Source organism: Burkholderia sp. R-40, assembly GCF_049942845.1.
GTDB classification, from domain to species: domain Bacteria; phylum Pseudomonadota; class Gammaproteobacteria; order Burkholderiales; family Burkholderiaceae; genus Burkholderia; species Burkholderia ambifaria.
In genome coordinates this window covers 3,111,152-3,127,146 of sequence record NZ_CP187967.1, presented here as the reverse complement: position 1 = coordinate 3,127,146, position 15,995 = coordinate 3,111,152, and the positions used below count along the sequence as shown (strand labels likewise).

At 61.0% G+C, this 15,995-nt stretch carries 17 protein-coding genes; 5 read left to right on the top strand and 12 right to left on the bottom strand.

Features of this window, described 5'->3' with window-relative positions; translation table 11 throughout:
* Positions 1–154: 154 nt before the first annotated feature.
* Complete coding sequence (gene ybiB, locus ACP26O_RS14465; RefSeq protein WP_175665605.1) at positions 155–1,129, bottom strand: DNA-binding protein YbiB; 975 nt, start codon at positions 1,127–1,129, stop codon at positions 155–157.
* A 190-nt stretch (positions 1,130–1,319) separates the two neighbouring features.
* Here ybiB and maiA point away from each other — a divergent pair, with 190 nt between their 5' ends.
* Positions 1,320–1,964, top strand: a complete 645-nt coding sequence (gene maiA / locus ACP26O_RS14460; protein WP_175665604.1) for a maleylacetoacetate isomerase — start codon at positions 1,320–1,322, stop codon at positions 1,962–1,964.
* A gap of 96 nt (positions 1,965–2,060) precedes the next feature.
* Here the strand turns inward: maiA and ftsY are convergent, their stop codons facing one another.
* Complete coding sequence (gene ftsY / locus ACP26O_RS14455; RefSeq protein WP_175656266.1) at positions 2,061–3,221, bottom strand: signal recognition particle-docking protein FtsY; 1,161 nt, start codon at positions 3,219–3,221, stop codon at positions 2,061–2,063.
* A gap of 198 nt (positions 3,222–3,419) precedes the next feature.
* Here ftsY and rsmD point away from each other — a divergent pair, with 198 nt between their 5' ends.
* Both rsmD and coaD read left to right on the top strand, forming a co-directional pair.
* Complete coding sequence (gene rsmD, locus ACP26O_RS14450) at positions 3,420–4,034, top strand: 16S rRNA (guanine(966)-N(2))-methyltransferase RsmD (RefSeq protein WP_175665603.1); 615 nt, start codon at positions 3,420–3,422, stop codon at positions 4,032–4,034.
* 111 nt (positions 4,035–4,145) lie between these two features.
* Entirely contained in the window at positions 4,146–4,643 is a 498-nt protein-coding gene (gene coaD / locus ACP26O_RS14445) for a pantetheine-phosphate adenylyltransferase (RefSeq protein ID WP_006398238.1), read from the top strand.
* A gap of 809 nt (positions 4,644–5,452) precedes the next feature.
* Here the strand turns inward: coaD and ACP26O_RS14440 are convergent.
* The 6 genes from ACP26O_RS14440 to ACP26O_RS14415 form a co-directional block, all read right to left on the bottom strand.
* Complete coding sequence (locus ACP26O_RS14440; RefSeq protein ID WP_175701423.1) at positions 5,453–6,376, bottom strand: hypothetical protein; 924 nt, start codon at positions 6,374–6,376, stop codon at positions 5,453–5,455.
* Between the two features lie 256 nt (positions 6,377–6,632).
* On the bottom strand, positions 6,633–7,406 hold the full coding sequence (locus ACP26O_RS14435; RefSeq protein ID WP_175701424.1) for a hypothetical protein: 774 nt from the start codon (positions 7,404–7,406) through the stop codon (positions 6,633–6,635).
* Positions 7,403–8,149 (bottom strand): hypothetical protein, encoded by a 747-nt coding sequence (locus ACP26O_RS14430; protein ID WP_175701425.1) that lies wholly within the window; start codon positions 8,147–8,149, stop codon positions 7,403–7,405. Before ACP26O_RS14430 ends, ACP26O_RS14435 begins: the two co-directional genes overlap by 4 nt.
* On the bottom strand, positions 8,146–8,799 hold the full coding sequence (locus ACP26O_RS14425; RefSeq protein WP_175701426.1) for a hypothetical protein: 654 nt from the start codon (positions 8,797–8,799) through the stop codon (positions 8,146–8,148). The genes ACP26O_RS14430 and ACP26O_RS14425 overlap by 4 nt, the downstream gene beginning before the upstream one ends.
* A 432-nt stretch (positions 8,800–9,231) precedes the next feature.
* Positions 9,232–9,942: a nucleotidyltransferase domain-containing protein gene (locus tag ACP26O_RS14420; RefSeq protein ID WP_175701427.1), complete on the bottom strand. Its 711-nt coding sequence runs from the start codon at positions 9,940–9,942 to the stop codon at positions 9,232–9,234.
* Positions 9,939–10,817 (bottom strand): pentapeptide repeat-containing protein, encoded by an 879-nt coding sequence (locus ACP26O_RS14415; protein ID WP_175701428.1) that lies wholly within the window; start codon positions 10,815–10,817, stop codon positions 9,939–9,941. Before ACP26O_RS14415 ends, ACP26O_RS14420 begins: the two co-directional genes overlap by 4 nt.
* A 576-nt stretch (positions 10,818–11,393) precedes the next feature.
* Here ACP26O_RS14415 and ACP26O_RS14410 point away from each other — a divergent pair.
* Together ACP26O_RS14410 and ACP26O_RS14405 are read left to right on the top strand one after the other, a co-directional pair.
* Positions 11,394–11,699, top strand: coding sequence for a hypothetical protein (locus ACP26O_RS14410; RefSeq protein WP_175665601.1), 306 nt, complete (start codon positions 11,394–11,396; stop codon positions 11,697–11,699).
* 247 nt (positions 11,700–11,946) lie between these two features.
* Positions 11,947–12,213 (top strand): YfhL family 4Fe-4S dicluster ferredoxin, encoded by a 267-nt coding sequence (locus ACP26O_RS14405; RefSeq protein ID WP_006760398.1) that lies wholly within the window; start codon positions 11,947–11,949, stop codon positions 12,211–12,213.
* A gap of 82 nt (positions 12,214–12,295) precedes the next feature.
* Here the strand turns inward: ACP26O_RS14405 and hisC are convergent, their stop codons facing one another.
* The 4 genes from hisC to ACP26O_RS14385 all read right to left on the bottom strand — a co-directional run bounded on the left by hisC (position 12,296) and on the right by ACP26O_RS14385 (position 15,961).
* The gene (hisC, locus tag ACP26O_RS14400) at positions 12,296–13,363 is read right to left on the bottom strand and encodes a histidinol-phosphate transaminase (RefSeq protein WP_175665600.1); all 1,068 of its coding nucleotides are present in this window, start codon (positions 13,361–13,363) and stop codon (positions 12,296–12,298) included.
* A gap of 125 nt (positions 13,364–13,488) precedes the next feature.
* On the bottom strand, positions 13,489–14,088 hold the full coding sequence (gene pth / locus ACP26O_RS14395; RefSeq protein WP_175665599.1) for an aminoacyl-tRNA hydrolase: 600 nt from the start codon (positions 14,086–14,088) through the stop codon (positions 13,489–13,491).
* 140 nt (positions 14,089–14,228) lie between these two features.
* On the bottom strand, positions 14,229–14,837 hold the full coding sequence (locus ACP26O_RS14390) for a 50S ribosomal protein L25/general stress protein Ctc (protein ID WP_006753282.1): 609 nt from the start codon (positions 14,835–14,837) through the stop codon (positions 14,229–14,231).
* A gap of 161 nt (positions 14,838–14,998) precedes the next feature.
* Positions 14,999–15,961 (bottom strand): ribose-phosphate pyrophosphokinase, encoded by a 963-nt coding sequence (locus ACP26O_RS14385; RefSeq protein WP_006753281.1) that lies wholly within the window; start codon positions 15,959–15,961, stop codon positions 14,999–15,001.
* Positions 15,962–15,995 lie beyond the last annotated feature (34 nt).

Here is a 15,995-nt window from a genome sequence, read left to right as displayed (position 1 = left end):
CTAGTCGTAGCGATAGCGACCGCGCTAGGCGGCCGGAGGTAATTCGGAGGGTGTTCGGAAAGGAACGCATGGCGACAACTCTATGCCAGGATGCGTGCGCGTGTCAAATGGTCGGTTCAAAGGTCGGCGCGAAAGGGGCGACCCGGGGCGCCGTTCACGGTGCGGTCCGGACGATTCGCACGATCGTCGCGACCTGCCGCGCAAGCGCGTCGGGCACGGGGATCTCGCCGCGCAGCACGGCGTCCGTCCAGGCGGCCGTCGTCTCCGCGTCGCGCGATTCGGGCAGTGTGACGGGCGGCGCGTCGGTCGACGAGCGCTCGGCCTCGATCAGCGTGTCGCACACGCCGTCGTGCAGCCAGTCGACCTGCACCTGGCGCCGCGTGTCGGCCGCCGCTTCGCCTTCGGTGCCGCGCGCGAGCAGCGCACCGCCGAGCGCGGCGTCCGGATGATCGCGGAACAGTTGCGCGAGGCTCTCGCGGTACGGCGGATGCGTGTAGTTGACGAGCCGCAGCCCGGCCGGCGCGAACGGCTGCAGGATCTTCACCAGCGTATGCGTGGAGTTGCGCACGCCGAGCACGCGGCGCATCGACAGCAGGCGCGCGATGCGCGGCGCCAGCGCATCGATCGGCGCGAACGCGACGCGGCGCTCGGCGAGCGTGTCCTCGATCGCGTCGTGCGACGTCGACGGCGCGATCGACAGCGCCGAGAAGATCTCCGCGCTCGTCACGCGGCCCGGATCGCGCTCGACGCCGTGCACGAGCACCGGCACGCCTTCGCGCGCGAGCAGCAGCGCGAGCAGCGGCACCAGGTTCGGCTGCTTGCGCGCGCCGTTGTAGCTCGGAATCGACACCGGGCGGAACGCGGCATCCTGCACGTGCACGGGTTCGAACGACGCCTGCGCGGCGGCGAGCATCGCGGCCAGCTCATCGGCGCTTTCACCCTTCAGGCGATAGGCGATCAGGATCGCGCCGAGCTCGACGTCCGACACGCGGCCATCGAGCATCGCGCGATAGAGCTCGAACGTGTCTTCGGCGGACAGCGCGCGTGCGCCGTTCGGGCCGCGACCGATTTCCTTGATGAAGCGGGCGCAAGGGAACGGCGAGGCTGCGGAGTCGTGGGGAGCGGTCATCGGCGTGGGGCGGGCGGTCGGCATCGGGCCGCGCTGTGAGCGGTAAGGAATGCCCCGAGTATCGCATGGGCGCGGCTGGCCCAAGCGCGCGGCCGCGCGCGTCGGCACCGCGCGGCGCGCTAAACTCGGGTTTCCCGGCGGTGCCCTGCGCATCACGTTGCCGGCCGAATACGACTACGAGAGACATCCCATGAAGCTCTACAGCTATTTCCGCAGTTCCGCGTCGTACCGCGTGCGGATTGCCCTGAACCTGAAGCAGCTGCCGTACGAAACCGTCCCCGTGCACATGCTGCGCGACGGCGGCGAGCAACTGAAGGACGCGTACCGCGCGGTGAATCCGGATGCCGTCGTGCCGACGCTGATCGACGGCGATGCCACGCTGCAGCAATCGCTCGCGATCATCGAATATCTCGAGGAAACGCATCCCGAACCCGCGTTGCTGCCGAAGCAGCCGGGCGACCGCGCGTATGTGCGGGCGATCGCGCTGCAGGTCGCGTGCGAGATCCATCCGCTGAACAACCTGCGCGTGCTCAAGTACCTGAAGCACACGCTGAAGGTGCCCGACGAAGCGAAGAACGAATGGTACCGGCACTGGATCGAGGCGGGTTTCGCGTCGCTCGAGACGCGCCTCGCGAACGATCCGCGCACCGGCAAGCTTTGCTTCGGCGACACGCCGACGCTCGCCGATATCTGCATCGTGCCGCAGGTGTTCAACGCGAACCGTTTCTCGATCGACACGACGCGCTTCCCGACGATCCAGCGGGTGGCCGATTACGCGTCGACGCTCGACGCGTTCAAGGCCGCCGAGCCCGGCGTGCAGCCCGACGCCGAATGAACGCCGAGCGACATCGAGCGATGCCTCGGCTGGCGCTTTCCGGCGCGCATGAAAAAGGGCGCCCGAAGGCGCCCCGTGCGATGCGGCCGGCAGTGTTCAGTCGAATAGCGCGTCCGCGAATTCCACGGCGTTGAACGGCTGCAGGTCCTCGACCTTTTCGCCGACGCCGATGAAGTAGACGGGCACCGGGCGCTGCCGCGCGATCGCGGCGAGAATCCCGCCCTTGGCGGTGCCGTCGAGCTTCGTGACGATCAGGCCCGTGAGGCCGAGCGCATCGTCGAAGGCCTTCACCTGCGTGAGCGCGTTCTGGCCGGTGTTCGCGTCGATCACGAGCAGCACCTCGTGCGGCGCGCCGTCGTGCGCCTTCGAGATCACGCGCTTCACCTTCTTCAACTCTTCCATCAGGTGCAGCTGCGTCGGCAGGCGGCCGGCCGTGTCGGCCATCATCACGTCGATCTTGCGCGCGCGCGCGGCGCTGACCGCGTCGAAGATCACCGCGGCCGGGTCGCCGCTTTCCTGCTGGACGACCGTCACGTTGTTGCGCTCGCCCCAGACCGCCAGCTGTTCGCGCGCGGCCGCGCGGAACGTGTCGCCCGCGGCCAGCAGCACCGACTGGTCGAAGCTCTGCAGATGCTTCGCGAGCTTGCCGATGCTGGTGGTCTTGCCCGCGCCGTTCACGCCCGTGATCATCATCACGAGCGGCTGCGCGCGGCCGAGCATCAGCGATTTCTCGAGCGGCTTCAGCAGTTCGACGAGCAGGTCGTGCAGCGCGCTCTTCACCTGCTGCGGATCGGTCAGCCGGCCCGTTTTCACTTTCTCGCGCAGCGCACCGAGCAGGTACTCTGTCGCATCGACACCGGCGTCGGACATCAGCAGCGCGGCTTCGAGTTCTTCGTACAGATCCTCGTCGATCTTCGTGTTGACGAACACGCCGGTAATGCTCGAACCCGTCTTCGCGAGCCCCGTTTTCAGGCGGGTGAGCCACGATTTCTTCGCGGATGCGTCCTGCGTCGGCGGCGGCACGATCTCGACCGCTTCGACGACGTCGTCGCTGCCGTCGTTGGTCGGCGTGACCGTCATCACGACGGCCGGCGCGGCCGGTTGCGGTTGCGCGGGGGCTGGCGGGGCTTCGATCGCCGGACGGGCATCGGCGGCGGGCGCGTCGGACGGCTCGTCCGGTTGCAGCGCGTCGGCCGATTGCGATTCCGTGGAGTCGGACTCCTGCGTTTTCTTGAATCGTTTGAAGAAGCTGAACATGGTCTGACGTCGGGAAGAGGGCGGGGCGCGGGTCGGCGCGCGGCAGGGGCTGTCGGGCGTGCGCACGGCGGCCGAAACCGTGCATTTTATCAGTGCGGCGAGGCACTCGCGTCAGCCGGTGCCGCCGCTGTGGTAACGTGCGCCTGTTTGGCGGTGCGCCCCCGTGCGCACCCGGTCCCTCCGTCGTCGATATTCCGTATGTCCCGTTCCTCTTCCGGCCGCCCGGCGGCCCCCGCCAGCCGCGGCAAGCCGCACACGATCCGCATCATCGGCGGTGACTGGAAACGCACGCCGCTTGCCGTGCTCGATCTCGACGGCCTGCGGCCGACGCCCGATCGCGTGCGCGAGACGCTGTTCAACTGGCTCGGCCAGGATCTCGACGGCCGGCGCTGCCTCGACCTGTTCGCAGGCACCGGCGCGCTCGGGTTCGAGGCCGCGTCGCGCGGCGCGGCGAGCGTCGTGATGGTCGAGCGCCATCCGCGCGCGGCGCAGCAGCTGCGCGCAATCAAGGACAAGCTCGGCGCGCGCGCGGTCGAGGTCGCGGAAGCCGACGCGCTGCGGCTCGCGGCCGGGCTGACCCCGGGCGCGTTCGACGTCGTGTTCCTCGATCCGCCGTTCGGCGAGGCGGCCGTGCTCGATCGCGTGATCGCGCTGGCGGCGCCGCTCGTCGCGCCGGACGGCCTGCTCTACGTCGAGACGGGGGCGGAGCTCGACCCGGCCGCGCACGAAGCGCTCGCCGGCTGGCAGGTGGTTAAGCACGGCAAGGCCGGTGCGGTTCACTACCATTTGCTGCAGCGCGAAAATGATGAATAATGCGCGTTCCATACGAGGCGGCGCGCCGGACAGGCGACGCGTGCCCATCTCGGCAGTGGCGTGCGCATCGCACGGCTGCCACCCCGTTTGCGTGATGACAGGAGGAGCGACATGGTAGTCGCCGTGTATCCCGGTACGTTCGATCCGCTGACGCGCGGGCACGAAGACCTCGTGCGGCGTGCGTCGAGCATTTTTGATACGCTGGTGGTCGGTGTGGCCGACAGCCGCGCGAAGAAGCCGTTCTTCTCGCTGGAAGAACGTCTGAAGATTGCGAACGAGGTGCTCGGCCATTATCCGAACGTGAAGGTGATGGGGTTCAAGGGCCTGCTGAAGGACTTTGTCCGCACCAACAACGCGCGCGTGATCGTGCGCGGCCTGCGCGCCGTGTCCGATTTCGAGTATGAGTTCCAGATGGCGGGGATGAACCGCTATCTGCTGCCCGACGTTGAAACGATGTTCATGACGCCGTCCGATCAATACCAGTTCATCTCGGGGACGATCGTGCGCGAAATCGCGCAGTTGGGCGGCGATGTCAGCAAATTCGTGTTCCCGTCCGTCGAGAAGTGGTTGACCGAGAAAGTCGCCGCGATGGGAGGCCCGGCCGCGTGATGCGGCGCCGGCCGGTTTCATTGCGAAGCCGGCCGCTGGCCTGAAGAAGTGAGATCAGTATGTCCTTGATGATTACCGACGAGTGCATCAATTTGTTATCCTGAATAATTTTGAGCGCATCGCCTATAAAGGCTTTCTAGCTTTTTCAATTGCCAGAAATTACCCTCTTGCAACTCAACCGCAACTCCGGCATAAAAGCGGCAACGCCGACGCAATGGCTGTCAGCAAGTAAAAATAAGTCGAAATGGATTTTCGGTACAGTATAAGTCGTTTTTCCCATGTTCGCGCAGATCTTGCCTTGCTCGTGCCGCTTGTTCGCAGCCTCTCGAATCGTGGCGGTGCGCGCTCTTTTGATGACTGAAGGTTCAACAGTCGACTTGATGGCCCATCCGCCCGTCAAGCACGCTCGGCAAAGGTAATCAAGGGCCTTGTCCGAAACAGTGTCGTAGGTGTTAAGCGCCGTGTCGGCAAGTATGTAGGCGACCCTAATATGCGCCTGTTCTTTTGCGTTTGGGATTTTGAATACATGTCGCTATACAGCTCTGCGACTACGTCCTAATGATCGCGTCCAACGTATTGGTGCAATGAGTCTAAGAAAGGAGCCCTGAATGGCTCGTCTTTAATAATTGAAATTTCCTGACAGGTTTTTTCAGAGGGCGTACGAGCTCGACATACTTATTCGCTATTTTTCACATCTACATGGATTGTTTCGATTTGCGTTTGGTATGTGAGCGCAAACGCGCGGGCTGTTTGGTAATCGCGCTCCGCGTTGATCGGTTCACGCCCTGCCGATCAGCGCCGGCCGGCTGCTAGAGAACTCCCGTCACGCTACCCTTCCCACCAAGTCCCATCTTGAGGAAGCCTTCATGCGCATGGGCAGCGTGATATTCGTTGAAGTTGCGTCTGTCGCAGGGGTGCGCGAGCGGGAGATAGGGCACGGTGCGTTGGCCACAGTGTAGTTCGAGCGGACGGCCGAACCCCTCCTTCGTGCGTGCGTGAACGCAAACGCCAAGGGGCTTGCCCCTCTCCATCACCTGCTTGCAGAGCAGTTGCCAGACGTTTGATCCCCAGCTGATGACTTGAACCTTAAATTCGCGGCTTGCCGCCTCGACAAGCGCGTTGAAACCTTGGGCGCAACGGTCGTACGGCTCGAAGGCGCCTTTTACCGGTTCGTTGGGCGGCCGAAAATCCGGCTTGAAGTTCAAGAACAGCAACACATCTGACTTGTTCATGATCGCCGCCGGCACCGCGCCGACGTTGATGTACTTCGTGAGGCCACGTAAACCGGCATAGCGCGACAGAGGCACGTCGACGGGGTGCGGCCTTTTGGCCCGTCGGGGGACAATGGGATACCAGTCATGCCCAAGGATAATGGTCAATCGCTGTTGATGCCTGCTCTGCCCGTAGGTCTGGAACAGCCCATGATCTGTCCACGGGCACACGCCAAGACTGAGCCCAACGCCAGTTTTTCTAGTGACCTCTCGGAGAGCGAGGCCCCGCTGCACGGGATCAGAAACGGTGGTCTCAATTTCGATGGCGCGTTTGCTCGCTTCTTCGTATTGCTCGAAGGAGGCGCTGTGAAAATCGGTCGTTAAACAGCCCCAATCTCGCCTCCGGTCGAGGTCCCAATAGTCGCGCAGTTCGGCGCCGATCGGCCCGAAGATGTGCTGGTAAGCACCGGTAATCTGCTTGACCTCGTCGCGTGTGTAGAAGACTCGTTCGATGTTTTTCATCGTGCGCATATCGGCTTTGTAGTGTGTAGGGCATCGGGTCTGCGGGTCCGGCACCCGATTACCGACGGCATTGTGGTCGTTTCGGCGATTCGTTGCGAAGCCGAGCCCAGGAGCACAAACACTGGCGATGAGCGAGCAAAATCAGAGAAACGCAAGGCGACTCTTCTGCCGAGCTACGGGGCGAATTGTCGGTCGAACCGACAGTTGCCGGCAATCAGCGACGCGCGAGCTTGATCGTGCTGCGAGACTCGGGTGATCAAAAGGCTTGCGCTGGTGCAAAGTCTTTGCCGCATGGATAGTCCTTGAGGGCAGCGATGATTTGCGCGCCGAGCTTGAGTGCCTCGCTAGCCTGTTCAGGATTGACTGTTTGCGCGTGCATCGCGGCATTGCAGACCGCAAGGACGTTCCGCAACGGTGTTCGCAAGTAGGCCAGCGTGTCGTCCTCGCCAACCAGCATATCGAACATCTTGTCGATAGATTGAAACCTACGTTGTTCCAGCTTAGAGGTGCCGCCATCCGATGAATCAATCCGACGGCCAAGGATGGTGCGAAGGAGGCGCTCAATATCGATTCGGACCTTGGCGAGCGCATACGTGACATCGTCCGACTGCAGTTCCGCCTCCACATCGTCGGCTCGCTGTCTGCCGGGGGCCTTCAAATTTTTCTCAACCTTCTCCTGCTGTCGCCTGAGCTCATCAGCGCCTGGTAGGTGCACGTTGATGTGCTGACTGATTGCGTTTGTGCTGATAACCGAAACAGTATTGCGAACTTCGTTCTTGAACTCGCGGAGCTCTTCCTTCACGGCAGCGGTTTCCTCTTTCGCCTTCTTGATTTCTAGCTCTAACTCGATTAGTGAGCCAATCTTGATTTTGCTAAAAAAGGGCAGAAAAAGAAAAAAAATGGTAAGGCCGACAAAAAGCGCATCACCGATAAGAAGATCTGCCTTCGGCGGAAAGCCAGCCTTCGCAACAAAGCCGATGCCGAAATAAAGCGCCACGATCCAAGAGGGGACTGTGAGCCACCAATTCATAGTCTTGAGTTCAACAAAACGTTGTTCACGAGATCAGTGATTAAGTCTTCGGCTTGAGCTGAAGTGAAGACCACTGCAGATGGATGCGCGGCCATGTTTCTCCGGTCTAGTCGTTCTTGAAGTATCTTGTATATTGACTTGTCGACGATGGAGGCGGTCCGGCAGACGTCGATCACTTGTCGCTCACCATACTCCTGGAAGTCGGTGCGCTTAACGATCTCCGGTAGTTTCGGATGGATCTTCGTTCTATTTGCATTGAAGGCTACCAAGTGAGCGTCGAAGATCCGGTCGCACAAGTGTGAGTACGCCAAATTCCAGCCCATCACGATTGCGGCGCGATGGGCCTTGCCGTTGCAGCACACAATCGTTTCGTCGAGGAAAGTCTGTTGATCTTTATTCGTGACAGACGACAGCAAGCCAGTCAGTAACGCATTCACCGCCGTGTTCGTTTTGCGATTGACGAGCTTGCCAACCTGTTCACGTACCGCTGCGGATAGTCGGTAACCCTGCCCATCCTTCAGCAAGCGGGCAGGACGATCCGTAGATAACCGATGTACGATGGAGTGGATGTTGCTCGGCTTCGATTCATGGGCCACCTCAAAGCACCTCAATAGATCGGTGGGGCCGAACTTCGGCTTTCCACCGTTCTCGTGCAAATACCAGCCAAAGATTTCAACCTTATCTGTGAAGCTCTTCCCACCAAAGCCGTTAATTCGACTTACGAACTCCAGAAGATCGCTCACTGACCGTTGCCCATCTTGGTTGTCACGAAGCCCTCGCCGACGTGGTTGATGGCGTAGTGACCTTTCTCAGCCCCTTTGCTGAAGCGCTTGTCACGAGTCGCCGCAAGCTCTCTCATCGGCTGGACGGGGTTCGTCGGCAGCGCCCAACCCATTACCTTATATGCGGTGTACATGTGGTCGATGCTGACCTCGTTGACAGTCTTGTAAGTCTTTAGCCAGAACGCTGCGCAGAGGTACTTCTGCATATCGCTCTTCGGCTCCTTTTGCTCGACGAATTCTGCGAAAGTAGGCTGCTCGTCATCAAATCTGATGTCCACAAGGCTCGGCGCTGCCATCTTCGGCGGCTTTCTCTGCTTTTTGGGCGCGGCAGGAGCAGAACCAGTGTGCTCTTCTTCGTGTTCGATTTCTTCGACCTGGCCAAGGTCCTCTGACGGCTCACTAGACTCATCCATTACGACCTCAGCAATGCTTCTTGTCGTGCCGAGGCGTTGCTGCATTCGCGGAGCGGCGACAACTGGCGGCCGGGAAAGTGCAGCGGTGATGCTCTTGAGGCTTTCCTGCAGCGACGCGTCGCTGCCTTCCAGTTCGAATTCGATGATTCGAACCTTCATCTTTCCGTTTTGATCGGCCTTTGGCGGCTGCTTTCCCATTGCATCCCCTTACCTGGACATGATGCTCAAATACTACATCTGTTATGGCACGTTTTGTGACGCAACATAAGTCGACGTGCGTCACCGGTGGCTGTATGACCGCGTTGGTTGTAAAGTTCTCTTAGGTACCCGCGCACGATCGCCTAGGCACAGTGTTCGCCGATAACTTTCTGAAGTGCAGTTCTGGCTCGCTCAAGGGTCATGGAGTCCCGCAGGTAGCCGTCTTCAAAGACTTCACGACTCTTGTCAGATTCGATGCGACACCGGATTGATATCTCTTGCAAGCACACCCGGAGCGGATCGTCTCTTGCTAGTCCGACGTTGGACGCCCAGAGGGCTATTGCCGATTCTGAGAGACCAAGCAACGGTGCCGGCCATGCCCGCGCTTGATTGACGTCCCGCAAAATGCTGCGTTCGAATCGAACCTTCTCTTTAAAAGACAGTTTCATTGCATTCGTCCAATGTCCATGCTGCAACAGACCGAATCCAGCGTAGCGCTCGTTCCCCAATGTCATTGGCACGTATTCGATCAAGGTCGGGAGCTGGAGCACCGCGGGTGACTGAGTGGCGAGCGGCGATGATTAGCATATATTCGTCGTCGTTCAGCGGGAACGGAATGCTAGGGATAGTGACCTGCATGGGAGACTGCGGCCCGAAAATCGGAGCGTCATTTGCCCGTGTCGACGCTATCAAGGCGACGTTCCGGCAGCAGACATACAAGATGCCACACTCGTAGATGATGGTCGACCCTAGGTTTCGCAGCGAAGTCGCAGCCTCGCTCGCGATTTCCAACAGTTCAATTATGTCTTTTCTTGCGCCGACATAACGTGCGGGCCTGCCGAGCGATTCGACGAAACTTCCGGCGCCGTCAGACCACACAGGCTTGGATTCGATGTACAAGTGCCAAGCGAAAAGATGTCCGGTTTCAAACATTTCGCGCAGCCGCCGCTCGCTGTAGAGCGAAATATCACTTTTGTTCCCCTGGAGCAGGTCGGAAATCCGGGTGTCCGCCTGCGATCGATCGCCTACTCGCGAAGTATCGACGACGTATAGAACATCTAGGTCACTGGCTGCTCCGTCATCGCCACGAGCGTGAGAACCAAAGAGGCGAATTTCTCGCACATAGGCTGTCAGTAAGCTCATCGGTGCGAAAGAAAGCGAAAAATCATGTTAGTGAAAAGGCCCAGGGAGACATAGCGAAATGTCGCGATCGCAACGGCGAGCACGTCTGGAACCTTTTCATCGAATTTGACCGGCGCGTCGATAAAGATATAAGTCGCCACAAGAATTCCGCGCCACGCCTGATGCAGATTTCGACCCAGCGGCTGCGCTAAGTCGACACCCGAGTCAAGGAGGAAAACAAGCAATCCGAGCACAGACACGGTAACGAGCATTGAGCGAACAAAGCGCCATGGATGTTCGCCGTGGCCCCAAAACCACCAGTCGCAGGTCAACCAAACAGACCGCAGAAGGTGACCGACCCGTTCCCACGACGTGTATTTGTCAACATACCACTGCGTTTTCCCGATCGCCGCTTCTAGATGGAACTGCCGCTCCGCCCTCAATTCCTCACGAACGATCAGCCGCGTTGCGCGGACGTCGCCGAGACTCTCGGCATTTACGCGAGCTGCAGTCATAAAGTCCCTTCGCAAGTTCGGACGCGCGGGCGCACTCGCGATAAGCTCCTTCGCTTCCACGTGGGTCTCGAAAAACTGTGCATAGTCGAACCTGCACTGGGAAAATGCGGTTCCGCGGAAGTTCGACCGGCTACATTTAATCGCCCTGAAATCGCAGTCCTCGAAAGTAGCGTCGCGGAAATACGCGTCCTCGAATTCGCAAAAGGAAAAGTCGCAGTTTTTAAAGTGCACTTTTGCGGCCGACACGTGCTTGAACTTGACGTGCTGGTATTTCCCGTCGGTAACGGTGCCAGAGAATTTCACGCCTTCCGCTCTTCGGATTGGAAACACGGAATATTGCGCGAGAGGCTCAGTCCGGTCGGCGTGTGTCTGATCGGTCATGGGTTGGCGTCGGTGCAATAAGACAGGGACGGATTGCAGTTTAACGTACAGCGCTACCGCCTACGGCCGCTTTGGCGCTGTTGTAGACCATAGCATCAGCGCGACAATTCAATCGGGATGGTTTTTCATTTTGTAGCGGCGTGTCGTTTCGACCTGGGTGCAGCGACGTACGCTGCATGTTGCCGAACTCCCGCCGAGGACTTGATTGGCCTGGCAAAGTGCACTTAGATCAGACAGATAGCGTGGCCCATCGAAATCGCGCGGTTCGGGCGCTGGCTCAATCCTCAGTCAAGAGCCTAGCTTGTCCATTCGGTGCTCGGAGCCCCGCCCACTTGCTCGATCAGAATGAGCACTGTTGACCGTCGTGGGTCCGACCGACAGCAATTGGCGCGCGTCTCATCTTCAGATGAGACTACTCCTTTTGCGCAGGGTGAGGAACGGTATACGATTCTCTGATTGGCTCGCAACGCCGTTGAAGGCAGCACTCCGCAGATCGCACATGGGCCGAACGAGCAGCAACAAGGCAATCTATAAGCGTCTGTAGTAAGGGAGAAGTCGCCAACCGAGGTGAAAGACATGCAAATCTCAAGAAACGAGCAGAAGAAGGCCGAAGTCCTCGCTTATCTAAACGAGATGGTGTTCAATCCGATCCTTGATTCTGACCGGGCCTCTTCGAAGCTCAAAGCAGGCATTCGCATGACGTTGACGCGTATGAGCAGTCGCGATGCAGCTGGCATCGTCCATTTTTTCTGGGCTGCAGTGACTGGAACAGAGAGGAGTGTTTCGTTTGCGCGTCAGATGCGCGAAGAGGGCTTCACACGCTTTGAAGAAATAATTGAGCCCTTCCGTGAGCGGTTCAATGACAAGTGGCTGCGGAGTTGAGTGGATCGCTCTAGATTTCAGGGCCCATCAACTGGCGTCGTTCCCGCACGCGGGCGGCCGACATCACAATTGTGCTGAAACCGTCTTACTACTCGCGGGTGGGTATGCTGTTTGGACTTTGCGCGCCGCACAATTTCTAACGTTTTTGCAACTCAGCGGCACACGGACTTTGGGAGAATTTTGCACGACCGTGCGGAAGGCTGAACAGCTATAATGCATTGTTTTTTATAGAAAAGTTGGTGGCAGTATGTCCTTGATGATTACCGACGAGTGCATCAATTGCGACGTGTGCGAGCCCGAGTGCCCGAACGGCGCGATTTCGATGGGCCCGGATATCTACGTGATCGACCCGAACAAGTGCACCGAGTGCGTCGGCCATTTCGACGAACCGCAGTGCCAGCAGGTGTGTCCGGTCGAATGCATTCCGCGCGATCCGCAGCATGACGAATCGCACGCGCAGTTGATGGAGAAGTATCACGCGTTGACCGCCGCGAAGGGCGACGACGCGCAGTGACTCCGTCGTGACGCGTGCGTCACGACGTCACGATTTCCTCGACCGGCGCCTCTCGGCGCCGGTTTCGCTTCCCGCTTGTGCTTCAGCCGATCAGCTCGCGCAGCGCCGCGACGAGCGCGTCGCATTCCGCGTCGGTGCCGACGGTGATGCGCAAGTGCTGGTCGATGCGCGGCGCGCGGAAGTGCCGCACGAAAATTTCCCGATCCTTCAGCTTTGCCGCGATCGCGCCCGCATCGTGCGCGGGATGGCGCGCGAACACGAAATTCGCGGCCGACGGCACGACGTCGAAGCCGAGCGCCTCGAGTGCTTGCGTGAGGCGCGCACGCGTGTCGATCACACGCCGGCAGGTCGCGTTGAAATAATCGGTGTCTTCGTATGCCGCCCGGGCGGCGGCCTGCGCGAGCCGGTCGAGCGGATAGGAGTTGAAGCTGTCCTTCACGCGATTGAGCGCGTCGATCAGCGCCGCATCGCCGAACGCGAAACCGACGCGCATGCCCGCGAGCGAGCGCGCCTTCGACGTCGTATGCACGACGAGCAGGTTCGGATAGCGGTCGATCAGCGTGATCGCGGATTGCGCGCCGAAATCGACATACGCTTCGTCGATCAGCACGACCGACGACGGGTTCGCGGCCGCGATCCGTTCGATGTCCGCGAGCGGCAGCGCGCGCCCGGTCGGCGCGTTCGGGTTCGGAAACAGCACTCCGCCCGCGTCGTCGAGGTAATCTTCGACACGGATCGAGAAGTCGTCCGCGAGCGGCACGACCGTGGTCTCGACGCCGTACAGGCGCGCGTAGGTCGGATAGAAGCTGTACGAAATGTCGGGAAAGCGCAGCGGCCGCTCATGCTTGAGCAGTGCCTGGAATGCATGCGCGAGCACTTCATCGGAGCCGTTGCCGACGAAGACCTGTTCGGGCTTGATGCGGTGATGGGCCGCGACCGTCTCGCGCAGTGCGCGCGCGAGCGGATCGGGATAGCGGCGCAGCGTGTCGCCGGTGTCGCCGAGTTCGCGTGCGATCGCCGCGACGACGCGCGGCGAAGGCGGATAGGGATTCTCGTTGGTGTTCAGCTTGACGGGGTGTGCGAGTGCGGGCTGTTCGCCCGGCACGTAAGGCACGAGTTGCTGAACGACGTCGCTCCAGTAACGGCTCACCGCTTGGCTCCTGACGGGCAAAAACGACCAGATTACCGCATGTGGGCGTCGCGGTGCGCAATGGCACGGCGCCGAGAGGTCGCCCGGCGCCGCCGGACGGCACGTTGCACCCTGCCGGGGCGGCTTCAGTTGCGATGCAGCTGCATCGTCGCGCGGTCGAGCTCACCCTTGACGACCATCGGCATCACGGCGAGCGCGCGCTCGATCGATGCGTCGATCACGTCCTGCTCCTCGCGGCGCGGCGGCTTCAGCACGAAGTTCGCGACGTCGGGCTTCGCGCCGGCACGCGCGCCTTCCGGGATCAGGTCGCGCGGATGGCCGATGCCGATGCGCAGCCGCCAGTACTGCTGCGACGACAGGTGCGCGGAGATGTCCTTCAGGCCGTTGTGGCCGCCGCTGCCGCCGCCGAGCTTCAGCTTCACGGTGCCGGGCGGCAGATCGAGCTCGTCGTGTGCGACGAGAATCTGGTCGGGCAGGATCTTGAAGAAACTCGCGACCGCGACGACCGACTGGCCGGAGCGGTTCATGTAGGTTTGCGGCTCGAGCAGGTGGACTTCCTCGCCGTGCAGGCGCGCTTTCGCGTAGAAGCCGTGGAAGCGGCGCTCGTCGCGCAGCGTCGCGCCGGCTTCGCGGGCGAGCTGGTCGACCAGCCAGAAGCCGGCGTTGTGGCGCGTCGCGGTGTATTCCGCCCCGGGATTGCCGAGGCCGACGATCAGTTTGATCATGACGTTTCGTAGGCGGCAGCGCCGCCTGGGCGCAGAAAAAGAAAAACCCGCCGGGCGAGCCGCGGCGGGTTGCGTCGACCGTTTCGTGAAACGGATCGAACGGGCGCGAGGGCAGCGCGTGGGCAGCGCGTGGGCAGCCCTTAGGCAGCCGGCGTTTCGCCTTCGCCTGCTGCGTCCGACACGGCGCCAGCCGGGATCGTCGCCGATGCGACAACCGGGTTTTCCGCGTCGATGTGCGCGACCAGCGCCACGCCCTTCGGCAGAGCGATGTCCTTCGCGTGCAGCGACTGACCTGCTTCGATCTTCGACAGGTCGACTTCGAGGAATTCCGGCAGTGCCGACGGCAGGCACTCGATTTCGATTTCCGTCGCGACGTGCGAGACGACTGCGCTCGACAGCTTCACTGCCGGGCTGACTTCAGCGTTCAGGAAGTGCAGCGGCACCTTCGTGTGCAGCTTCTTCTTCGCGTCGACGCGCTGGAAGTCAACGTGCAGCACGAGTTGCTTGAACGGGTGGTATTGCACGTCGCGCAGCAGAACCTGTTGCGACTGGCCGGCCACTTCGAGATCGAGGATCGACGAGTGGAAGGCTTCCTTCTTCAGTGCGTGCCACAGCGCGTTGTGATCGAGTTCGATCTTTTGCGGGGCTGCTTCGCCACCGTAGACGATACCCGTGGTCTTACCAGCGTTGCGCAGGCGGCGGCTCGCACCCGTACCTTGCTCTTGGCGCTCGAAAGCGACGACTTTCATGTGATTCTCCATTAGCTGCCCGCGACCAGGCAGTAAAACGGGGCCTGCGAAATGGCGGCCCCTGATGAAACGGGCGGGGTTTCGTCTATCCCGTCCGATTGTGCAAAAAGCGAAGCGTTGCCGCTTCGCTTTCCGCGCATGCTTTTTTGGTCGTTACGCGATCAGGATTCCGCGAACAGCGACATCACCGAGTCGCCGCGACGGATTCGCGAGAACGTTTCTGCCAGCAGGCTCGCGCTCGTCAGCGAGCGGATCTTCGAGCAGGCCAGCGATTCGGCCGACAGCGGGATCGTATCGGTGACGACCAGCTCGTCGAGTTCCGATGCGGCGATACGCTCGGCGGCGCCACCCGACAGAACCGGGTGCGTCGCGTACGCGAACACCTGCTTCGCACCGCGATTCTTCAGGACTTGCGCGGCCTTGCAGAGCGTGCCGGCGGTGTCGACCATGTCGTCCATGATCACGCAGGTGCGGCCTTCGACTTCACCGATGATGTTCATCACTTCGGCGACGTTCGCCTTGGGACGACGCTTGTCGATGATCGCGAGATCGCAGTTGAGCTGCTTCGCGAGTGCCCGGGCGCGGACCACGCCGCCGACGTCCGGCGACACGACGAGCAGATCCGCGTAGTTCTGCTTGCGCAGGTCACCCAGCAGGATCGGCGTTGCGTAGATGTTGTCGACCGGGATGTCGAAGAAGCCTTGAATCTGGTCGGCGTGCAGATCCATCGTGATGATCCGCTCGACGCCGGCGATTTCCAGCATGTTCGCGATGACCTTCGCCGAGATCGCGACGCGCGCCGAGCGCGGGCGACGGTCCTGGCGGGCATAGCCGAAGTAGGGGATGGCTGCGGTGATCCGGCCGGCGGACGCGCGCTTGAGCGCGTCGACCATGATCATCAGTTCCATCAGGTTGTCGTTCGTCGGCGCGCACGTGGATTGCAGGACGAAGACGTCCTTGCCGCGCACGTTTTCCTGGATCTCGACTTGAATCTCGCCGTCGGAGAAACGGCTGACCATTGCTTTGCCGAGGGGGATTCCAAGGATATTGACGACTTCCTGTGCGAGCGCGGGATTCGCGTTGCCAGTAAAGACCATCAGGCCATCAAGGCTGTGGCTGCTCATCGTGCACCTGCTTCAGGCTTGGGCGGGAAATGCG

Coding starts and splice junctions, on each gene's coding strand:
- rsmD (WP_175665603.1), top strand. CDS start 3,420: ATGTCCCGTTCCTCTTCCGGCCGCCCGGCGGCCCCCGCCAGCCGCGGC.
- ACP26O_RS14420 (WP_175701427.1), bottom strand. CDS start 9,942: ATGAGCTTACTGACAGCCTATGTGCGAGAAATTCGCCTCTTTGGTTCT.
- ACP26O_RS14425 (WP_175701426.1), bottom strand. CDS start 8,799: ATGGGAAAGCAGCCGCCAAAGGCCGATCAAAACGGAAAGATGAAGGTT.
- pth (WP_175665599.1), bottom strand. CDS start 14,088: ATGATCAAACTGATCGTCGGCCTCGGCAATCCCGGGGCGGAATACACC.
- ACP26O_RS14435 (WP_175701424.1), bottom strand. CDS start 7,406: ATGAATTGGTGGCTCACAGTCCCCTCTTGGATCGTGGCGCTTTATTTC.
- coaD (WP_006398238.1), top strand. CDS start 4,146: ATGGTAGTCGCCGTGTATCCCGGTACGTTCGATCCGCTGACGCGCGGG.
- ACP26O_RS14390 (WP_006753282.1), bottom strand. CDS start 14,837: ATGAAAGTCGTCGCTTTCGAGCGCCAAGAGCAAGGTACGGGTGCGAGC.
- ACP26O_RS14415 (WP_175701428.1), bottom strand. CDS start 10,817: ATGACCGATCAGACACACGCCGACCGGACTGAGCCTCTCGCGCAATAT.
- ACP26O_RS14440 (WP_175701423.1), bottom strand. CDS start 6,376: ATGAAAAACATCGAACGAGTCTTCTACACACGCGACGAGGTCAAGCAG.
- ybiB (WP_175665605.1), bottom strand. CDS start 1,129: ATGACCGCTCCCCACGACTCCGCAGCCTCGCCGTTCCCTTGCGCCCGC.
- ftsY (WP_175656266.1), bottom strand. CDS start 3,221: ATGTTCAGCTTCTTCAAACGATTCAAGAAAACGCAGGAGTCCGACTCC.
- ACP26O_RS14410 (WP_175665601.1), top strand. CDS start 11,394: ATGCAAATCTCAAGAAACGAGCAGAAGAAGGCCGAAGTCCTCGCTTAT.
- maiA (WP_175665604.1), top strand. CDS start 1,320: ATGAAGCTCTACAGCTATTTCCGCAGTTCCGCGTCGTACCGCGTGCGG.
- ACP26O_RS14385 (WP_006753281.1), bottom strand. CDS start 15,961: ATGAGCAGCCACAGCCTTGATGGCCTGATGGTCTTTACTGGCAACGCG.
- ACP26O_RS14405 (WP_006760398.1), top strand. CDS start 11,947: ATGTCCTTGATGATTACCGACGAGTGCATCAATTGCGACGTGTGCGAG.